Annotated in this window: 14 protein-coding genes; 10 read left to right on the top strand and 4 right to left on the bottom strand. The window is 63.9% G+C overall.

Annotated elements, in window-relative coordinates; genetic code table 11:
* Window position 1: 1 nt before the first annotated feature.
* Genes J2Y68_RS17705 through J2Y68_RS17690 form a run of 4 tightly spaced genes read left to right on the top strand, consistent with a single transcriptional unit; the run spans window position 2 to window position 4,476 of the window.
* The gene (locus tag J2Y68_RS17705) at window positions 2-1,000 is read left to right on the top strand and encodes an NAD-dependent epimerase/dehydratase family protein (protein WP_309995272.1); all 999 of its coding nucleotides are present in this window, start codon (window positions 2-4) and stop codon (window positions 998-1,000) included.
* The gene (locus J2Y68_RS17700; RefSeq protein ID WP_309995270.1) at window positions 997-1,902 is read left to right on the top strand and encodes a 5-dehydro-4-deoxyglucarate dehydratase; all 906 of its coding nucleotides are present in this window, start codon (window positions 997-999) and stop codon (window positions 1,900-1,902) included. The genes J2Y68_RS17705 and J2Y68_RS17700 overlap by 4 nt, the downstream gene beginning before the upstream one ends.
* The gene (locus tag J2Y68_RS17695) at window positions 1,902-3,041 is read left to right on the top strand and encodes a mandelate racemase/muconate lactonizing enzyme family protein (RefSeq protein WP_309995269.1); all 1,140 of its coding nucleotides are present in this window, start codon (window positions 1,902-1,904) and stop codon (window positions 3,039-3,041) included. The genes J2Y68_RS17700 and J2Y68_RS17695 overlap by 1 nt, the downstream gene beginning before the upstream one ends.
* On the top strand, window positions 3,022-4,476 hold the full coding sequence (locus J2Y68_RS17690) for an aldehyde dehydrogenase (NADP(+)) (protein WP_309995267.1): 1,455 nt from the start codon (window positions 3,022-3,024) through the stop codon (window positions 4,474-4,476). Before J2Y68_RS17695 ends, J2Y68_RS17690 begins: the two co-directional genes overlap by 20 nt.
* 76 nt (window positions 4,477-4,552) lie before the next feature.
* Here the strand turns inward: J2Y68_RS17690 and J2Y68_RS17685 are convergent, their stop codons facing one another.
* From J2Y68_RS17685 to J2Y68_RS17675, 3 genes are read right to left on the bottom strand one after another with little or no spacing between them, the layout of a single operon-like run.
* Entirely contained in the window at window positions 4,553-5,662 is a 1,110-nt protein-coding gene (locus J2Y68_RS17685; protein ID WP_309995265.1) for a M24 family metallopeptidase, read from the bottom strand.
* Window positions 5,659-7,707 (bottom strand): DUF6807 family protein, encoded by a 2,049-nt coding sequence (locus tag J2Y68_RS17680; protein WP_309995263.1) that lies wholly within the window; start codon window positions 7,705-7,707, stop codon window positions 5,659-5,661. Before J2Y68_RS17680 ends, J2Y68_RS17685 begins: the two co-directional genes overlap by 4 nt.
* Entirely contained in the window at window positions 7,704-8,918 is a 1,215-nt protein-coding gene (locus J2Y68_RS17675) for an acetylxylan esterase (RefSeq protein ID WP_309995261.1), read from the bottom strand. The genes J2Y68_RS17680 and J2Y68_RS17675 overlap by 4 nt, the downstream gene beginning before the upstream one ends.
* A 369-nt stretch (window positions 8,919-9,287) precedes the next feature.
* Here J2Y68_RS17675 and J2Y68_RS17670 point away from each other — a divergent pair, with 369 nt between their 5' ends.
* From J2Y68_RS17670 to J2Y68_RS17660, 3 genes are all read left to right on the top strand, one after another.
* Window positions 9,288-10,232 (top strand): carbohydrate ABC transporter permease, encoded by a 945-nt coding sequence (locus J2Y68_RS17670; protein ID WP_211713445.1) that lies wholly within the window; start codon window positions 9,288-9,290, stop codon window positions 10,230-10,232.
* A complete protein-coding gene (locus tag J2Y68_RS17665) occupies window positions 10,225-11,148 on the top strand; it encodes a carbohydrate ABC transporter permease (RefSeq protein ID WP_223937269.1) in 924 nt (307 codons plus the stop codon). The genes J2Y68_RS17670 and J2Y68_RS17665 overlap by 8 nt, the downstream gene beginning before the upstream one ends.
* A gap of 134 nt (window positions 11,149-11,282) precedes the next feature.
* The gene (locus tag J2Y68_RS17660) at window positions 11,283-12,635 is read left to right on the top strand and encodes an ABC transporter substrate-binding protein (protein WP_309995257.1); all 1,353 of its coding nucleotides are present in this window, start codon (window positions 11,283-11,285) and stop codon (window positions 12,633-12,635) included.
* Between the two features lie 77 nt (window positions 12,636-12,712).
* Here the strand turns inward: J2Y68_RS17660 and J2Y68_RS17655 are convergent, their stop codons facing one another.
* Complete coding sequence (locus J2Y68_RS17655) at window positions 12,713-14,731, bottom strand: beta-galactosidase (protein WP_309995255.1); 2,019 nt, start codon at window positions 14,729-14,731, stop codon at window positions 12,713-12,715.
* A gap of 207 nt (window positions 14,732-14,938) precedes the next feature.
* On the opposite strand from J2Y68_RS17655, the gene J2Y68_RS17650 reads away from it, so the two are divergent.
* From J2Y68_RS17650 to J2Y68_RS17640, 3 genes are read left to right on the top strand one after another with little or no spacing between them, the layout of a single operon-like run.
* Entirely contained in the window at window positions 14,939-16,225 is a 1,287-nt protein-coding gene (locus J2Y68_RS17650; protein WP_309995253.1) for an ABC transporter substrate-binding protein, read from the top strand.
* A gap of 31 nt (window positions 16,226-16,256) precedes the next feature.
* Window positions 16,257-17,207, top strand: coding sequence for a carbohydrate ABC transporter permease (locus J2Y68_RS17645; RefSeq protein ID WP_309995251.1), 951 nt, complete (start codon window positions 16,257-16,259; stop codon window positions 17,205-17,207).
* Entirely contained in the window at window positions 17,204-18,130 is a 927-nt protein-coding gene (locus J2Y68_RS17640) for a carbohydrate ABC transporter permease (RefSeq protein ID WP_309995249.1), read from the top strand. Before J2Y68_RS17645 ends, J2Y68_RS17640 begins: the two co-directional genes overlap by 4 nt.
* Window positions 18,131-18,147: the final 17 nt, after the last annotated feature.

Below are 18,147 nucleotides of genomic sequence, written 5' to 3'. Positions count from 1 at the left end.
AATGAGCAGGATTTTTGTCACCGGCGGTTCCGGCCGGCTTGGCCGCAGCGTTGTGGCCGGCCTCGCCGGGGCCGGCCACAAGGTGATCTCAGTTGACCGGGACGCCGTCCCGGCGGAGTATCTGCCGGCAGGCGCCGAGCAATACACCGCAGACCTCCTGGCGCCGGGGGAGGCGGAACGCCTCATCCGCGAAACAGCGCCCGACGCCGTCATCCACCTCGCTGCTATCGCCGTACCTTTCAGCGCACCCGAGGACGTCATCTTCAGCACGAACACCAGGCTTGCCTACGCGGTGGTCAGTGCGGCCACCGACGCCGGCGTCCCGAAGATCGTGACGGCGTCCAGCCCCACCGCCCTGGGCTACGGTTCACCGGCCGGATGGCTGCCGCCGTCGTTCCCTTTGGACGAGCAGACGCCGCCCAAGCCATGGAACGCCTATGCGCTGTCCAAGCTGATCGCCGAACAAACCGTACAGATGTTTGCGGCCGCCCAGGGCGAGAAGATCAGGTATGCGGCCTTCCGTCCGTGCTATGTGATTTCCCCCGAAGAGTGGGAAGGTGCCCTGACGCAGCAGGGGCACACGGTCCGCGAACGCCTGGACAATCCCGCCCTCTCGGCGCCCGCGCAGTTCAACTACGTGGATGCCCGGGACGTGGCCGACTTCCTGGACGTGCTTCTGGACAAGATGGACTCGATTCCGAACGGCGAGGTGTTCTTTGTTGGCGCGAAGGATGCCTTGGCCACCGCGCCCCTCGCAGAGCTCTTCCCACGTTTCCTCCCCGGCAGCGGTCCCTTGACCAAACACCTGACCGGGACCAGCCCCGCGTTCTCCATTGACAAGGCCCGCGAACTCCTCGGCTGGGAGCCCGAGCGCACGTGGCGGACCGAACTCACTCCGCCCTACGAGGGCCCGGACACCGCAGCATCCGAACAAGCAGCACTCAACGACGAGATCCACGCCGGCCTGGTCCCGGCGGGAGCAACCAAGGAGACACCATGAACTTCGACGGCGTACTGTTCTTCCCCGTCACTCCCTTCGCTGAAGACGGCACCGTAGATGTGGCATTGCTGAAAGAGCACATTACCTCCCGTCTTCCCTTCGGCCCGGGCGGCGTTTTCCCGGCCTGCGGCACCGGCGAATTCCATGCGCTCTCCCTTGACGAGATCCGCGCGGTGGTTACTGCCGCCGTCGAGGCCGTTGCGGGAGCCGTGCCGGTAGTTTCCGGTGCCGGTGGTCCGCTGGGCCACGCCATCGCCGCCGCGAAGGTGGCCGAGGAAGCCGGCGCGGACGCACTCCTGGTGCTCCCGCCGTACCTGGTCACCGGCCCCACGGATGGCGTGGTGGCGTACGTCGAAGCCATCGCCGCCGCGAGTAGCCTTCCGGTGATCGTGTACCACCGCGGCACCGCCAAATTCACTGCCGAAGCCATCACCCGCCTGACCGCCAACCCGAAGGTGGTTGGCTTCAAGGACGGAATCGGCGACGTCGGCTTGGCCCAGGAAATCGTCTCGGCCATCAACGCGAGCGGACGCAAGGACTTCGCACTCTTCAACGGCCTGCTGACAGCTGAACTGACCCAGGGCGCCTACCGGGGCCTCGGCATTCCCTTGTACTCCTCGGCTGCGTTTGCCATGGCCCCCGAAATCGCCAAGGCCTATTACGACGCCTACGTTTCCGGCGACGAAGAACGCCGCCACGCGTTGCTCGAGGGCTTCTATGCGCCGCTGGTCCGTCTCCGTGACCAGACTCCGGGCTTCGGGGTCTCCCTCATCAAGGCCGGACTGCGCCTCGCCGGATTGCCGGTCGGCCCCGTCCGCCCGCCGCTGGTTGACCCCTCGGAGGAGCAACTCCTGGAGCTCAAGTCCATCCTGGCCAAGGGCCACGAGCTGGCCGGCAGCTGATGGCGGCCCGCATCACGGGCCTGGCCACCCGGCTGATTACGGTCCCGCTGCTGCGCAGCTGGGGTGCGGAGGCGCCAGAGAACCACGTGATCGTCACCGAACTGACTACGGACGACGGCGGCACGGGCCATGGCTTCTCGTGGACGCCTACCATCGGTCCCCAAGCGGTCAAAGCCCTCCTGGACCACGACATCGCACCGTTCATTGTCGGTTTGGAAGCGAACGCGGACATTGTCTGGGACCAGCTCTGGAAGCGGCTGCACGAAGCTGGCGGTGGCGGCCTGACCACCATCGCCATGGCCGGTGTGGACCTGGCCCTGTGGGATCTGAAGGCCCGGCAGGCCGAGACCTCCGTGACCGGGTTGTTGGGCCAACGCCGGGAATCGGTGGAGGTTTACGGCTCCGGAGTGAATCTTCATTACACCCTGGAGCAGCTGGTGGAACAGGCCCGACGATGGGTTGCTGCCGGACATAACGCGGTGAAGATCAAGGTTGGCAAGCCCGAACTCAGGGAAGACGCCGAGCGCGTCGCAGCCGTTCGGAAGGTCATTGGCCCGGACCGGTTGCTCATGATTGACGCCAACCAGCGTTGGGACCTGGCCCATACCTTCCGTGCCTTGGATGTTTTGGGGGAGTACGGACTGGAATGGCTGGAAGAACCGATCCGCGCCGACGACCTCTGGGCCTACCGCCGCCTGCGCAAGCAGTCACCGGTGCCCATAGCCCTGGGCGAGAACGTCCACACCATCTACCGCTTCCGCGACTTCATCGAAGCCGAAGCGGTAGACATCATCCAGCCCAACATTGTCCGGGTGGGTGGCATTACCCCGTTCCGCAGGATCGTTGAGCTGGCCCGGGCCAACAGCATCAGGGTGGCACCGCACCTGCTTCCGGAGCTTTCCGGACAGTTGGCCCTCACCTTGGCTGACGCCGTCAGCGTGGAGGACGTGGAAGATGCCTCGTTCGAGCAGCTCGGCATCCTGGCCGGGCCCTCCCCGGTACGCATCCACAACAGCAGGCTCAGCAGTACAAGCCGTACGGGCCTTGGCCTCGAATTCACCGGCCAGACACCACCGCCGGTTGCTGACAGCCCAGAACCTCAGAGCAAAGGAAACCGCATTGAGTACAGCAACTCTTGACCTGACCGCCATCACCTCCGCAGCCACCGCGGCAGCGAAAGTGACCGCAGCTGCTTCCGACGCCGAACGCGCGGCCTGGCTGACCGCCGTCGCCGACGCTTTGGACGCCAACGTCACCGAGCTGGTGGCCATCGCCGATTCAGAGACAAGCCTGGGCACCGTCCGGCTCACCGGCGAGGTAGCGAGGACCAGTGGACAGCTCAGGTTGTTCGCCACAGTGATCACCGAGGGCTCCTACCTTGAGGCCGTCATCGATCACGCAGACCCGACGGCCACCCCGCCCAAGCCCGACCTTCGCCGCATCCTGCGTCCGATCGGACCGGTGGCGGTGTTCTCGGCGTCGAACTTTCCGTTCGCCTTCTCCGTGGCGGGAGGCGACACCGCGTCCGCATTGGCCGTCGGCTGCCCGGTGATCGTCAAGGCCCACTCAGGTCACTTGCGCCTGAGCGAGCGGACCGCGGAGATCGTCACGGAAGCCCTGGCCAAGGCCGGGGCCCCGGACGGCATCTTCGCACTGGTCAGTGGCCGCGAGGCCGGAACAGCCCTCGTCCAGGACCCGGCCATCAAAGCGGTGGGATTCACCGGCTCCATTCCCGGTGGCCGGGCACTGTTCGACCTCGCCACGTCCCGCCCGGAACCCATCCCGTTCTACGGTGAGCTGGGCAGCCTGAACCCGGTGGTCATCACCGCGGATGCCCTGGCCGAGCGTGGCCAGCAGCTCGCTGCGGGCTTGGCTGGTTCCTTCACCATGGGCGCGGGCCAGTTCTGCACCAAGCCCGGACTGGTCTTTATCCCTGCAGGCACCGATTTCGCGTCACAACTGGCTGAGGCGAGCAAGGACAAGCCCACGGCTGCCATGCTTACCGAGCGCATCGCCGAGGCTTACCCGGACGGGCTGCGCAGCGTCGCGGACCAACCGGGTGTCGCCGTCGTCAGTGGCACGGTCCAGCAGGACAGCCTGGCCGACGGTGCCGCGCCCGTGGTGTTCTCCACCAGTGCCGCCAACGTACTGGAACGCCCGGATGAACTGCTGGAGGAGTGCTTCGGCCCCACCACTCTGCTCATCGAATACGCGAACCAAGAGGAGCTGTCGGCAGCCCTCGCGAAGGTGCCGGGGAGCCTCACCGGCACGGTGCACGCCCAGCCCGGCGAGAATGTCTCCAGCTTGGTAGAGCAGCTCAGCACCCTGGCCGGCCGGGTCCTGTTCGATGGCTGGCCCACCGGTGTTGCCGTGAACTGGGCCCAACAGCACGGTGGCCCGTACCCGGCCACGACGTCGTTGTTCACCTCAGTGGGTGCCACGGCGGTGCGTCGTTTCCAGCGCCCGGTGGCCTACCAGGATGCGCCTGAGAGCGTGCTGCACCCAGCCCTGCACGACGCCAACCCGCTTGGTATCCCGCGTCGCGTGGACGGTGTGCTCACCCTGGTTGGCTAGGCACACGCAGAAGGGGCGGGTCACCGTGATGGTGACCCGCCCCTTTCGTGTTGGTGCGGATAGAGTGCAGGCCCGGTTACAGGCGCATGGTCAAAGGACGACGGCGGCCCTCCACCAGGGTGGTCGGCCAACGGTCGTCTACGGTCAGCACGCGCAGGCCGGAATCCGTGAGCAGCACCGTGTCCTCGATCTTGACCCCGGGCCCCGAAGGGTTCCACGTGAAGGGCTGGTTGAGCACCACAGCATCCGTGACGTCAGCGGTGACGCGGGGGTCCCGGCCTGCATACCCAGCGGGCCCGCCCTGGTGGTGGAGGGTCCATTGATCGTCGCCGAATCCGTGCCGCGCGTATGCAGTCTTGATCTCGGCGAAGACCTCGTTGAGCTGTGCCCCGGGGACTGTGGCACGGAAGATGTCGGCCTCAACGGCTGCGATGCGGGCCTCGGCGTCGAGCTCCTGCGCTGAGCCGGCGTCGAACGCCACCCAACGGGTGACGTTGGCGACTAAGCCGTTCCGGCGTGCGCACACCACCACCATGGCGCGGCGGCCTATGGGAGAGTGTGTTGCCAAGGGGTGGCGGAAGTCGCTCCGGCCGGCACCGTTGCAGAGCAGGACCAAAGGCTCGGCCCCAGCCGCGACGATCCTGGCGGCAAGCGCCGAGACCAGCTGGAATTCGGTGGTTTGGGGGGTCGCTGCGGTGAGGACTTCGGTCATGGCAGCCGCAGCATCCGCCGATAGTGCAGCGTAGCGGGCGGACTCGGCTGGCAAGAGCTGCTGGCGGGCCGCCCGCAGTTCGGTGGTCACGGCCGCTTCCACCAACGGGTTCCCGTCGATGGCCAGTCCCGCGGCCGCGGCATGCAGTTGGCCGTACCACGGAACGGTGGACAGGCTAACCCCTTCCGGCAATTCCTCACCGGCGATCCGCCCGGCCTCATTGTTGAATGTCACCAGGTGGTCGCCGGAGCGGTCCACCAGGAGGGCGGCAATGGGATCGCCGGCGAGGCTGATGTGCATCCGGCTGCCGTCCAGGTACCAGGTGAGCGCGGTGTTGGTGGTGAGCAGGAGCGAGTCCCGGCCCGCGGCGTCCAGGATGTCCAGCACGCGGCGGCGTTTCACTGCCCGGTCGGCTACGTTGCCGGGGGCGGTAAGTGCTGTGGTGGGCGTTGTGGACTGTATTGGCGTGGTCATGCCGATTCCCCCAAGGTAGTGATGAGCTGTTCAATGTCTTGTGTTGCCAGGAAGCCGTCCGTGATGAGCACCGTGACGGTCCTGTGGACAGGGTTCCCGGGTTCGGTGGGCACCGGGGCATCCCAGGCCAACGACAATCCGACGCCGGGATAGCCCGAATGCCGCACGAACCATGGGTCCGGCGCCTGTGGTGAGGCAAGGAAGACGAGTGTTGCCGGGTGGCCCAAACCGGGGTCTCCGGTGACGTGCGCGGCGCCGGAGGTTCCGGCGTCGAACGTTCCCGACCACGCCAACCACGGCGCCACGCTGCCGTGCACGGCGTCCTCGCCGCGGGCGTCCGGAGTCCAGATGGTCGCGTCGCTGACCTTGGGCAAGCGCCAAAAGAAACCGCCGTAACCGCCCTGCGGCCGCCCGTTGGAACCGGGGCTGCCCAGGAAGACCGGATGACCGGTGGCTGACTCAAGCGTGAAATCGAGCGTCAGCTTCCACGTTGAATTCCCGACGGCGGCCCAGCGCCACTCGCGCTGTTCGCGGAGCAGCCGGGTGCCGTCGGGCCCTATCCAGCCCAGCTGTTCGCGCCGCTGCCCGTTACTGTGCTCCGCGGATCCGGTGACGATGCGGCCATGGTCCTTGCGCCAGACGTACGCGCCGGCGTCGCGGGTGTAGGTCCGGCCGCCCCAGAAGTTGACGCCATCCACGTCCTGGATGGCAACACCTGCGCCAAGGTGCCACACGTGGTCTTCCGGGATGTGGTCGGTGACTACAGTGCCGGCAAGGGTCCGCACCGGGTGCAGATAGGGGCGGGGGGACGAGGTTGGCCTGATGCGGGTCCCGTCCTGGACGGTAGCGACGGGAGCGCCGTCGATCTCCAACGCCGGACCACCTGCTGCAGTCCACGGCGCTCCGAGCTCGGCGAAGGTGGCATGCCCCAAGGCAGCGCGACGGATCAGGGACTCGATACCGTGCACCACGGGGTGGGCGGCGTCGCCGTCGCCGTCCCACGTGATGAAGTCGGGGTGGATCGCTCGGGGCGAGTCCGCTGTCCGGATGGCTTCGAGCACTGACACGTAGGCGCCAACCCCACCGAGAGGGCTGAGCAGGTCCTTGGGGTTGCGTGCGGCAAGAAGGTTCTCCAGGAGATCCTTCCGCCCAAACGTCTCAGTCCGGACGCCCCCAGGCGTGGTGATCTCCAACCGATCCTCCGTGTAGAAGAGGGTCAGCTGGCCCTCGGTGCCGTACACGGTGACCGACGGTGCGGACTGCTCCGGCGCGCACAGCGTCAGTGCACACGTCAGCACCGTGCCGCGGGTGGTGCGTACCCGCACCACGGAGGTGTCGTCACTCTGGGTGTCGTTGGCACGGTAAAGATCGGTGTCCACGGATTCGACATCCGCTACGGTCCTTGCCCCGGCCAGCCACAACCCGGTGGCCACTGCGTGCGCCAAGGCGTTGGTGGCCACTCCGTCCACCACGTCCGTACCGTTCAGGCTGCGCTTGCCGGCCCATCGGGACCGTTTGAAATAAGCCTTGGTCCGGAGCCACAAGCCCGTGGCGCTGATGCCTCGCACCTCTCCGATGGCACCGGCCCCCACCAGTGCTTCGATCGCGGGGAGGGCGTCCGAACCCAGGCTCTGGAACCCTACCTGGACCAGGCGGCCGGCGCTCGCGGCCGCCGCCATGACTTCCCGGTACTGCACCATGGAGGCCACCGGCGGTTTCTCGAGGTACACGTTGGCTCCGGCGTTGAGTGCAGCAATGGCCAACGGCGCGTGGGTCTGGATGGGCGTGGAGATAATGACGACGTCGGGGGCCACTCCGGCGGCCAGGAGTTCGTCGAGCGAGGCGTAGACATCCACGCCCGGTTCGAGTGTGTCCTTGGCCGGTGGGTTCGGATCGGCGACTGCCACCAGCTCCAAGGCGCCTGCAGCACTCAGCCGATCCAGGTTCTCCAGGTGCCGTTCGCCGAAGCCGTGCACACCCACCAGTGCGACGCGGGGAAGTCGTGTTGGGCCCTCCGCTGTTGTGGTGGCCAATTGTTGCGTCATGATGCTGTCCTAGCGGGGTCAGGTTCGTGGGTTGTTTTGGTGGCCGATAACTGCAGGGCCTCGGTGAGGAAAGCTGCTGCCTCGTCTTGCATGGCTCTGCTGAAGACGTGTGGTTCCTGCCAGAAAGTACCGGTGTACAGCTCCGGTAGTGCGCTGGAGAGATGGGCGTGGGCGTCGCCCATTCCTTGTTCCGGGAAGAGCTGGTCATCGAGGGCGTACTGGACCAGCGCGCGTGCACTGGACCGGGCGGCAAGGTGCGGCCAGTCGCCCAGCTGGGCGAGGCCGGGGGAGTGCAGCAACCAGGAGTGCGCATCCAGGTACGACGGCAACAGCGAGGCGAACGTGGTCATCATGCACGTCACCACGTAGCTGCGAATTCTGGAATCGAGGGCCGCGAGCAGCATCGCCCGCCCGCCGCCGCCGGAAAAGCCGAGGCACCCGATCCTGTGTTGGTCCACTCCCGGGAGCGAGGAGAGGATGTCCAGCGCCGCGAGGTCGTCATGGGCCACCGTCCCGGCGACGCTGCTGCCCAGCAGCGTCGCAGCTTTCGCTACGGTTTCCTCGTGGGCGGCGGCCGCGGCGTCGTAGAGCGCCGACGCGGAAGGTTCGACGCCGGCCTCCCGCCAGAGCGACTGCTGGCCGCTTACCGCTGTGGCAGAGCGGAAGGGCAGGGGATCGAGCCCGAAACGACGACTGCCCCACATGAAGGCGTCATGGGCAAGGACCGCGAAGCCCTGTAGGGCCAACCAGGTGGCAAGGGCCCGGCCGCCGTAGAGCTTCGCCTGCAACCCTGGCGGCACGGGGCCGAATCCACCCGGGAAAGGGCTATCGGCGTCGTGGTCTTCGACCCCGGCAGGAAGCTTCACGAGCCGTTCGGCGCCATACGACTTGATGCCGGCGTGGCAGTGCATCGCGAGGAGTCCCGGCAGCGGGCCGGTGCTGTGGGCTGGGCGCACGAGCCACGCGGACGTCCTCGGCCCGAAGCCCAACTGCCAGGACAGCCGGGTGGTGATGACGTCGTCGTGCGCTGTTTCCGAGTGGATCGTGTATCCAAGGTCCGGGACGACAGCCGGTATGCCAAGCACGTCGCTGAGTTCCTGGGCGGTGGCCGACCCGGCCCGGTGAAAGTGTGGCGCGTAGCCTGGCCAGTCCTCATACCCGGCCAGCGCACTCGGACGAAAAGCAGTTCCGGTCATGTCAGCGGGAGTCATGGCAGGCGCTGGGGTTGGTTGACAATGGTGTCCTGCCTTATCGATGCGGGAGGGTGTGCGGAGGCGCACGCCGGGCTTCTTCAGCGTGGGAAATCGATGCTGGCGGCTTCGTAAGAAAACGCTTTCTCAAAAATTAGCAAAAGGCTGTACATGGGTCAAGAAAACGTTTACTTTGGTACGGAGCCGCTGAACATCGGGAGCCAATCCCGGTAACTCAGGGGAGTGCCGGAAGATCGACGGCATCCCGGAAGGCAAGCATCAACAGACTCGAACTCCGTGGATGGCCACGATGACCAAAGGAGACCACATGGCCGCTGTAGTACACACGGGGACGCCGCAGGGCGTTCGCGGTCCGGAGAGGGGGAATCCATGAGTGCCATTGGTGAACTCTCAACGATGACCCGCCGCAAGGGCCCCATGACCAAGGAGGAGAAGAAGGCCAACGGCCGCGACAACAAAGCGGCCTACATCTTCCTTCTTCCTTGGCTCGTTGGCTTGGTTGCCATCACGGTGGGCCCCATGCTGATGTCGTTGTACCTGTCCTTCACGGACTACAACCTCCTGCAGCCTCCGGAATGGGTGGGCCTGGACAACTTCGTCCGGATGTTCGGCGACGCCCGCCTCCACAACTCATTGCGGGTCACCTTCACCTATGTACTGGTGGGTGTTCCCCTGCAGTTGGCAGTGGCCCTGCTGATCGCGCTGGTCCTGGACAAGGGTCTTCGCGGCCTGCCGTTCTACCGCTCCATCTTCTACTTGCCGTCCCTCCTTGGTGGTTCCGTCGCCGTTGCCATCCTCTGGAAGCAGATCTTCGGCACCACGGGCCTGGTTAACCAGGTCCTGGCCATGGTGGGCATCGAAGGACCCGGCTGGATTTCGGATCCCAGCACAGCTCTTGGCTCGATCATCCTCCTGCATGTGTGGACGTTTGGCGCTCCGATGATCATCTTCCTGGCCGGCCTGCGCCAGATCCCCAACATGTACTACGAAGCCGCGGAAGTTGACGGCGCCACCACCCTCCAGAGGTTCTGGCGGATCACCCTCCCGTTGCTGAGCCCCATCATCTTCTTCAACCTGGTGCTCCAGATCATTGGTTCGTTCCAGTCGTTCACGCAGGCGTTCATCGTCTCCGGCGGCAACGGCGGACCGTCCGACTCCACCATGTTCTTCACGCTGTACCTGTATCAAAAGGGCTTCGGCCAGTTCGACATGGGCTACGCCTCAGCGATGGCCTGGGTCCTGCTGGTCATCATCGGCGTCTTCACCGCCATCAACTTCATCGCTTCAAAGTATTGGGTGTTCTACGATGACTAAACTCCAGAGCCTTCCCGCAGCAAAAACCACCGAGCCGGGCAAGGCTCCGCGCCGCCGCGAATCGCCGGGAAACCTGGCCTTCAGCCGTAGTGCCCGCATCAAGGGGCTGGTCAAGCACGCCATCCTGATCGTGGTGGGGCTTGTCATGATCTACCCGCTCCTGTGGATGGTGGTTTCTTCCCTGCGGCCCAACGACCTCATCTTCCGCGAACCCGGTCTCTGGCTGAACAGTCTGGACATGACCAACTACACCGACGGATGGTCCGCCCTGACCCACCCGTTCGGGCACTACATGATCAACTCGGCGATTGTGGTTTTGGGCTCGATCGTGGGCAACCTGGTCTCGTGCTCCATGGCCGCCTATGCGTTCGCCCGGTTGCAGTTCACCGGCAAGAAGCTGTTCTTCGGCATCATGCTGCTGACCATCATGCTGCCCTTCCACGTGGTGATCGTGCCCCAGTACATCCTGTTCTCCCAGATCGGCTGGGTGAACACCTTCTGGCCCCTCATCGTTCCCAAGCTCCTGGCCACCGATGCGTTCTTCGTGTTCCTCATGGTCCAGTTCATCCGCGGCATTCCAAAGGAGCTTGACGAGGCGGCCCGCATCGACGGCGCCGGACACCCGCGGATCTTCCTCCGCGTGATCCTGCCCCTGATGGTCCCGGCCTTGGCCACCACCACCATCTTCACGTTCATCTGGACGTGGAACGACTTCTTCGGAGCCCTGATCTACCTGACGGATCCGGACATGTTCACAGTCCCCGTTGCACTGCGCGCCTTCGTCGATTCGCAGTCCGCAACCAGCTGGGGATCACTCTTCGCCATGTCCATCGTGTCGTTGTTCCCGGTGTTCCTGGTGTTCCTGTTCGGCCAGCGATTCCTCATCAAGGGCATCGCCACCACCGGTATCAAGTAGGCCGGCCGTCGTAATTTCCCAGCAACTAATACAAGTCGCTATCTTGTAATACAAGAATGTGACTCGTATCATAATCACAACTAAGAAAACGCTTTCCCACATCGCATCAGGATCAATGAAGATCGGAGACAACAGTGCCCGCACAACCCAAGGGTGAAGCAGTCGCCCTCGCAACAACAGGAGCCCCCCGCCGAACCAAGCGCAGGCTCCGCGCCTCGGCCCTCGTCGCGGCAACGGCCGCCGCGGTCCTGGCGCTCACCGCCTGCGGTGGCGGTTCGGAAGCCAAGAGCGCCGACGGAAAAGTGGAGCTTCGCTTCGCCTGGTGGGGCGGCGACAAGCGGGCCCAGGTAACCCAGGCAGCCATCGCGGCCTTCGAAGCCGAAAACCCCAACATCAAGATCAAGCCCGAGTATGGAGACTGGAGCGGCTACTGGGACAAACTGGCCACCCAGGTTGCCGCCAATGACGCCCCGGACATCATTCAGATGGACGAGAAGTACATTACCGAGTACTCCACTCGTGGCGCACTGCTGGACCTCTCCAAGTACAAGATCGATACATCCAAGCTGGACGCGGCCGCCTTGGATGCGGGTAAGAGCGAGAAGGGCCTGACCGGTATCGCGGCAGGCATCAACGCTGCGACCATCCTGGCCAATCCGGCCGTATTCCAGGCAGCAGGCGTGGCCCTGCCGGACGACAAGACCTGGACCTGGGAAGACTTTGAACGCATCTCTGCCGAGGTCACCGCCAAGTCGCCCAAGGGTACCTATGGCGCTGCAGCGTACGGAACCGATGAAGCTTCCCTCGGAGTGTGGCTCCGGCAGAACGGCAAGTCCCTCTACACCGAGGACGGCAAACTGGGCTTCGAGCCCTCGGACATTGCCGAGTGGTGGAGCTTTCTGAAGGAACTGAGCGAGAAGAAGGCAGTCCCGTCGGCCTCGGAGGTAGTTGAAGCCGAAGCTGCGCCGCTGGACCAGAGTGGCCTTGCAACCGGCAAGAACGGTCTCGCCTTCTGGTGGTCCAACCAGCTTCCGGCCCTCGAGAAGGCGGCTGGCGGCGAGTTGCAGATCCTGCGCTTCCCGTCCAAGACCGGCAAGGCTGCCGACGCCAAGCTTTGGTACAAGGCCTCCCAGTTCTGGTCCGCATCGTCCCGCACCAAGCACCCTGAAGAAACAGCGAAGTTCATCGACTTCCTGACCAACAACGTCAAGGCCGGCGAAGCCCTCCTCGCGGACCGCGGCGTCTACCCGAACTCTGATGTCCGTGAGGCTATCGCACCCAAGCTCGCCAAGGCCGACGTCAAGGTAGTGAGCTTCATCGACCAGATCAAGGGCGAGCTCGGGGATGCTCCGGCAGCACCGCCGAAGGGTGCCGGCGCCATCCAGGAAATCGTCAAGAGGTACACCTCCGAGGTCCTCTTCAACAGGCTCTCGACTGACGAGGCAGGCAAGAAGGCCGTGGACGAAATGAAGTCCGCCATCAGCTAGTTTTATCAAGGAACCGCGCCCCGGGCGATCATTCGTGATCCGCCCGGGGCGCGGTTTTTTGTGTCCCCCGGTTGGGTTTAGTCCTCCGCGATGACGGCCACGCCGCCGGCGGGAACTACGCCAGAGAAGCGGGCCCCGCTGATCAGTTCCTCGCCGTCGGCCTTGACGGGTTGGTCCTCGCGGCTGTGGTTGATGGCGAACAGGAAGGTGCGGCCGTTTTCGGCACGCCGCCGCGTGAGTTCGACGCCGGGAGAAACCTCGGTCACGGCATTCACCCCTGCTTCTTCGATCAGGCGGGTGGTCAGTGCGTCGATGCCACCGGCGTCGGGAAGCGTTGCGAGGTACCAGGCCGAACCGTTGCCTACGGTGCGCCTGGTCAGTGCAGGGACGCCGTCGAGCGGGTAGTCGGTGAACGTGGCCAGGACCTCCGTAGTGGCGCCCGCAGAGACGTGTTCACTCCAGACCGTGCCAACTGCTCCATCGCTCAGCGTGACCGAAGCGCCTGGGAAAAGCGGATGGAATTCCTCGCTGCGGACGCCCAGCAGTTCCCGAAAAGCGCCCGGGTAACCGCCGAGCCGAACATGGTCGCGTTCGTCGACGATGCCACTGAAGTAGCTGATCAGGACGGTAGCGCCACCCTCGGCGGCCGCAGCGATCGAGGCCGCCGCGGCGTCCGTCACGCAGTAGAGCGTGCAGACCAGGATGAGGTCGTATCCGGACAGGTCGCCGGAGGGGTGGACGAAGTCCGCAGTCACTCCGCGCAGGTACAGGGAGCGGTGGAAAGCACGCATCGTATCGAGGTATTTCAGGGAGTTGTTCGGGTGCGAGTCCAGTTCGGAAGCCCACCAGGCCTCGTAATCAAAGACGATCGCAACGCGCGATTCCACCCGGGATCCCTTGACAGGTTCGAGCTTGTCCAGGGCATCGCCGAGTTCCACGACGTTCCGCCACACCTGGGTGTCGCGGCCGGCGTGCGGAACCATGGCCGAGTGGAATTTCTCGGAGCCCGCCTTGCTTTGGCGCCACTGGAAGAACATCACCCCGTCTGCGCCGCGGGCCACATGCCCCAGTGAGTTCCGGAGCATTTCACCGGGCATTTTGGGCTGGTTGTGCGGCTGCCAGTTGACCGCCGACGTCGAGTGTTCCATCAGGATCCACGGATCTCCGCCCGCCACGCCACGGGTGAGGTCGGCGCTGAAGGCGAGTTCGATGTTGCGCTCAGGGTCTGCCGCCACCAGGTAGTGGTCGTTGGCGATGACATCCATGTCCTTGGACCAGTCGAAGTAGTCCAGGGTTTTCGTTGCGCTGGAGACCATGAAGTTGGTGGTGGCCGGTACGTTCGGAGTGACGTCGCGTATCACGGCCAGCAGTTCGCGGTAGTAGTCGATGAATGCCCACGAATTGAATCGGACGAAGTCCAGTTGCTGGCCCGGATTGAGCGTGGTGGGGGCCGCTCCGGGTGGGATGATCTCTTCGAATGAGGCGTAGTGCTGGGACCAGAATGCCGTTCCCCAGGCCTCGTTCAGGTCTTCGATGGTGCCGTAACGGCGTTCCAGCCAGGCGCGGAAAGCAGCGGCGTCTTCTTCGCCGTGGAACTCGCCAACGTGGCAGCCGAGTTCGTTGTCCACGTGCCAGAGCGCCAGCGCGGGGTGGTCCTTATAGCGCTCGGCGATCACGCGCGTTATCCCAGTGGCATACCGGCGGTAAACAGCGGACGACGGCGTGTAGTGGCGTCGCGATCCGCGCTCCAGTCGGGTGCCTTCCGCCGTGACGGGAAGGATTTCCGGGTACTTGCGGACCAGCCAGGCCGGCGGTGAAGCGGTGGCCGTGGCGAGGGCTACCTTGATGCCGGCTCCGTGGAGGTTGTCCATAACCTCGTCCAGCCACCCGAAATCGTAGTTGCCTTCACTGGGTTCCAGTAGGCCCCAGGAGAAGATGCCCACGCTGAGGAAGTTGACGCCGGCTTCCTTCATGAGCTCAATGTCTTCGAGCCTGACGTCACGAGGCCATTGTTCGGGGTTGTAGTCGCCACCGTAAGCGAGGCCGCCAATGCTGTTCCAGACCGAGGGGCTGCGGGGAATTGAGGGGGAGGTCAAGGGGACTCCTTCGTCAGGTTGGCCGAACTGTTGCGGGTGCTGCTGAACGTATGCATGCAGAATATCGGTCAAAACGCGTTCTTTGGAAAACGCTTGCCCACATTCCTTATTGCCGCTATTGTATCGATTCAGAACGAGTGTAAGCGAGATCACTGCCACGTTGTAGAGAACTCCACAAGCTTGCACCAACTGAGCAAGGAGGCTCTCATGATCGACAGAAGGAAATTCCTCACCACGGTGGCACTCGGCACCGCATCTGCCGCGTTCCTCTCGGCCTGTGGCCAGTCATCGTCCTCGGGCCAGACCGGTTCCGCGGACAAACCCGTCACCATCACCTACACCTGGTGGGGCAACGACGACCGTGCAGAACGAACCCGCAAGGCCATCGCGCTCTTCGAGACGAAGAACCCGGACATCAAAGTCAACGGCAACTTCTCCGACTTCGCAGGCTACTGGCAGAAGCGCGCCACCGAAGCCGCCGGCGGTGGCCTGCCGGATGTCATGCAGTGGGACCTGTCCTACCTCCGCGATTACGGCCAGCGGAACCAGCTCCTGGACCTCGGCACGGTCAAGATCAACACCGACGGATTCGACAAGTCACTCCTTCCGTCCGGCCAGATCAAGGGCAAGACGTTCGGCATTCCCACCAGCACCAACGCCTTCGCGGTCTACTACGATCCTGCGAAGCTCGCTTCACTGGGTATTGCCGAGCCGGACGGTTCATGGAACTACAAGGAGTTCAACGCCTTCCTGGCCGAGGTTGGCCAGAAGGGTAGTGGCACGCTGTTCGGGGGCACCGATTACACCAGTGTTTGGTGGAACTTCAATATTTGGCTGCGGCAGAACAACATCAAGGCCTTCACCGATGAGGGCAAGCTTGGTTTCTCCAAGGACGACCTCAAGAAGTGGTGGAACCTCAGCGCAGACCTGCGCGGCACCGGCGCAATCGTCGGCGAAGACAAGACCACCCAGTTGCTGCCCAAGTCCCCGTTCGGCTCCAACGTCACCGCAACGGAAGTCACCTGGGACAACTTCATGGCTGGCTATCTCGCGGACAGCGGCGCCAAGGAATTGAAGCTTGTTCCGGTACCCTCCGATGATCCCGACAACCTGGGCCTCTTCCTTAAGCCGTCCATGCTGATGGTGGCCAGCGCCAAGACCAAGTACAAGGATGCCGCAGCCCGCTTCATCGACTTCATGGTCAACGACCCCGAGGTTGGCCAGATCTTCAAGACCTCCCGTGGCGTCCCGGCGTCCAAGACCCAGCGCGACGGCACTACGTTCGAAGGCACCGACAAGCTGGTGGTGGATTATGAGAAGTCCATCGAGAAGTACCTCAAGGATGCTCCCGAGCCGCCCATCGTCGGATTCGGCACGCTTGAATCAACGTTCAAGCGGGTCAGTTCGGACCTGAACTACGGCAAGCTGACCATCGATGGTGCAGCTGATGCGTGGTTCAAGGAAGCCGAAGACCTCATCAAGCAGAACGCCTGATCCAGGCTTTCCCAACTGACGGACTGATCTTGTGACTCAAAGCCCAACCCTGAGCAGGCGTGCCTCGTCCGCTCCCTCGCAGCCGCGCAAGTCGCGGCGGCGGGGGGCCGACGCCCGCGCCGGATACACCTTCCTGTTGCCGTGGCTGCTGGGATTCATCGCCCTGACCGTAGGCCCGATGATTTCCTCGCTGTACCTCTCCTTCACCAACTACAACCTGTTCGACGCCCCCAAATGGATCGGCCTGGACAACTACACCACCCTCTTGCAGGACGAGCGCTTCCTCCAATCAGTGGGAGTCACCCTGCAGTACGTGGTGTTCGGAACGCCGTTGAAGCTCGCCGCAGCCTTGGCGATCGCGATGCTCCTCAACAGCAAGCGCAAGGGCCAGGGCTTCTACAGGTCGGCGTTCTATGCACCGTCCCTCATTGGGGCCAGCGTGTCCATCGCCATCGTGTGGAAAGCAATGTTTGGTGACTCCGGGCCCGTCGACCAGGGGTTGTCGTTCTTCGGCATCAACCTCGGCGGCTGGGTGGGCAACCCCAACATGACCATGGGCATGATGATCCTGCTGACTGTGTGGCAGTTTGGTGCGCCGATGGTGATCTTCCTGGCGGGTCTGAAGCAGATCCCCGCGGACCTTTACGAGGCAGCCTCCATGGACGGTGCCGGCCCGGTCCGGAAGTTCCTGAACATCACCTGGCCCATGCTTTCCCCGGTGATCTTCTTCAACCTGCTCATGGAAACCATCCATGCGTTCCAGATCTTTGCCTCGGCCTACATCATCTCCAACGGTGAAGGTGGCCCTGCGGGCTCGACACTCTTCTATACCCTCTACCTGTACTTGCGCGGTTTCAGCGATTTCCGGATGGGTTACGCCTCAGCGATGGCCTGGCTCCTGGTGATCGTGGTCGGCATCATCACGCTGATCTTCTTCAAGACCTCCAAGTCCTGGGTCCACTACAGCGGTGATTCAAAGTGACAACAACGGCAACCCCCACCCAACCCCAACCGATAAAGCCCGCCACTCCGGCACCGGTCTATAACCCGAAGTCCGAGTCCGCCACGGCCAAGCGCATCAAGAGCACCATCTTCCACCTCGTTGCCTTGGCGCTGGTGGTAATGGTTCTTTACCCGGCTATCTGGATGATCGCTTCGTCCTTCAAGCCGAACTCCGAGATCGGCGGGGCGAACAACGCGCTGTGGTCCAACAACTTCAGCTTCGACAACTTCGCCACCGCGATGGACGGCATCGGTGGTGTCTCAACGCTGACGTTCTTCACCAACTCGCTGATCCTTGCTGTCGGCGCGGTGGTGGGCACTGTCCTGTCGGCAAGCATCTCGGCTTACGCCTTCGCCCGGATCAACTTCCCCGGCCGGGGATTGTTCTTTGGCATGATGATCGCCACCTTGCTCCTGCCGTTCCACGTGGTGATCATCCCGCAGTACATCGTGTTCCAGCAGCTCGGCCTCGTGGACACCTACGTGCCGCTGCTGATCGGTAAGTTCCTCGCCGCGGATGCGTTCTTCGTCTTCCTCATGGTCCAGTTCATGCGTGGCCTGCCGGCCGAACTGGACGAAGCGGCGCGCATCGACGGTGCCGGGCACGCCCGGATCTTCGGGTCCATCATGCTGCCGCTGATGAAGCCTGCCCTGATTTCCACGTCGATCTTCTCCTTCATCTGGAGCTGGAACGACTTCCTGGGCCCGCTGCTGTACCTGAACACCCCCGAGAAGTACCCGCTGCCCTTGGCTTTGCGGCTCTTCGTGGACCAGACCCAGTCCTCGGACTACGGTGCCATGATCGCCATGTCCGTGCTGGCGCTGCTGCCCGTGCTGGTGTTCTTCCTGGTGTTCCAGCGCTACATCGTTGAGGGCGTTTCCACACAAGGGCTTAAGGGCTAAGGGAGCGGGCAGTGAGC

It is taken from the genome of Paenarthrobacter nitroguajacolicus, assembly GCF_031455195.1.
In the GTDB taxonomy this organism is placed as follows: domain Bacteria; phylum Actinomycetota; class Actinomycetes; order Actinomycetales; family Micrococcaceae; genus Arthrobacter; species Arthrobacter nitroguajacolicus_D.
The sequence above is the reverse complement of the archived record's forward strand: the minus strand, read 5'-3'. Positions and strand labels throughout refer to the sequence as shown.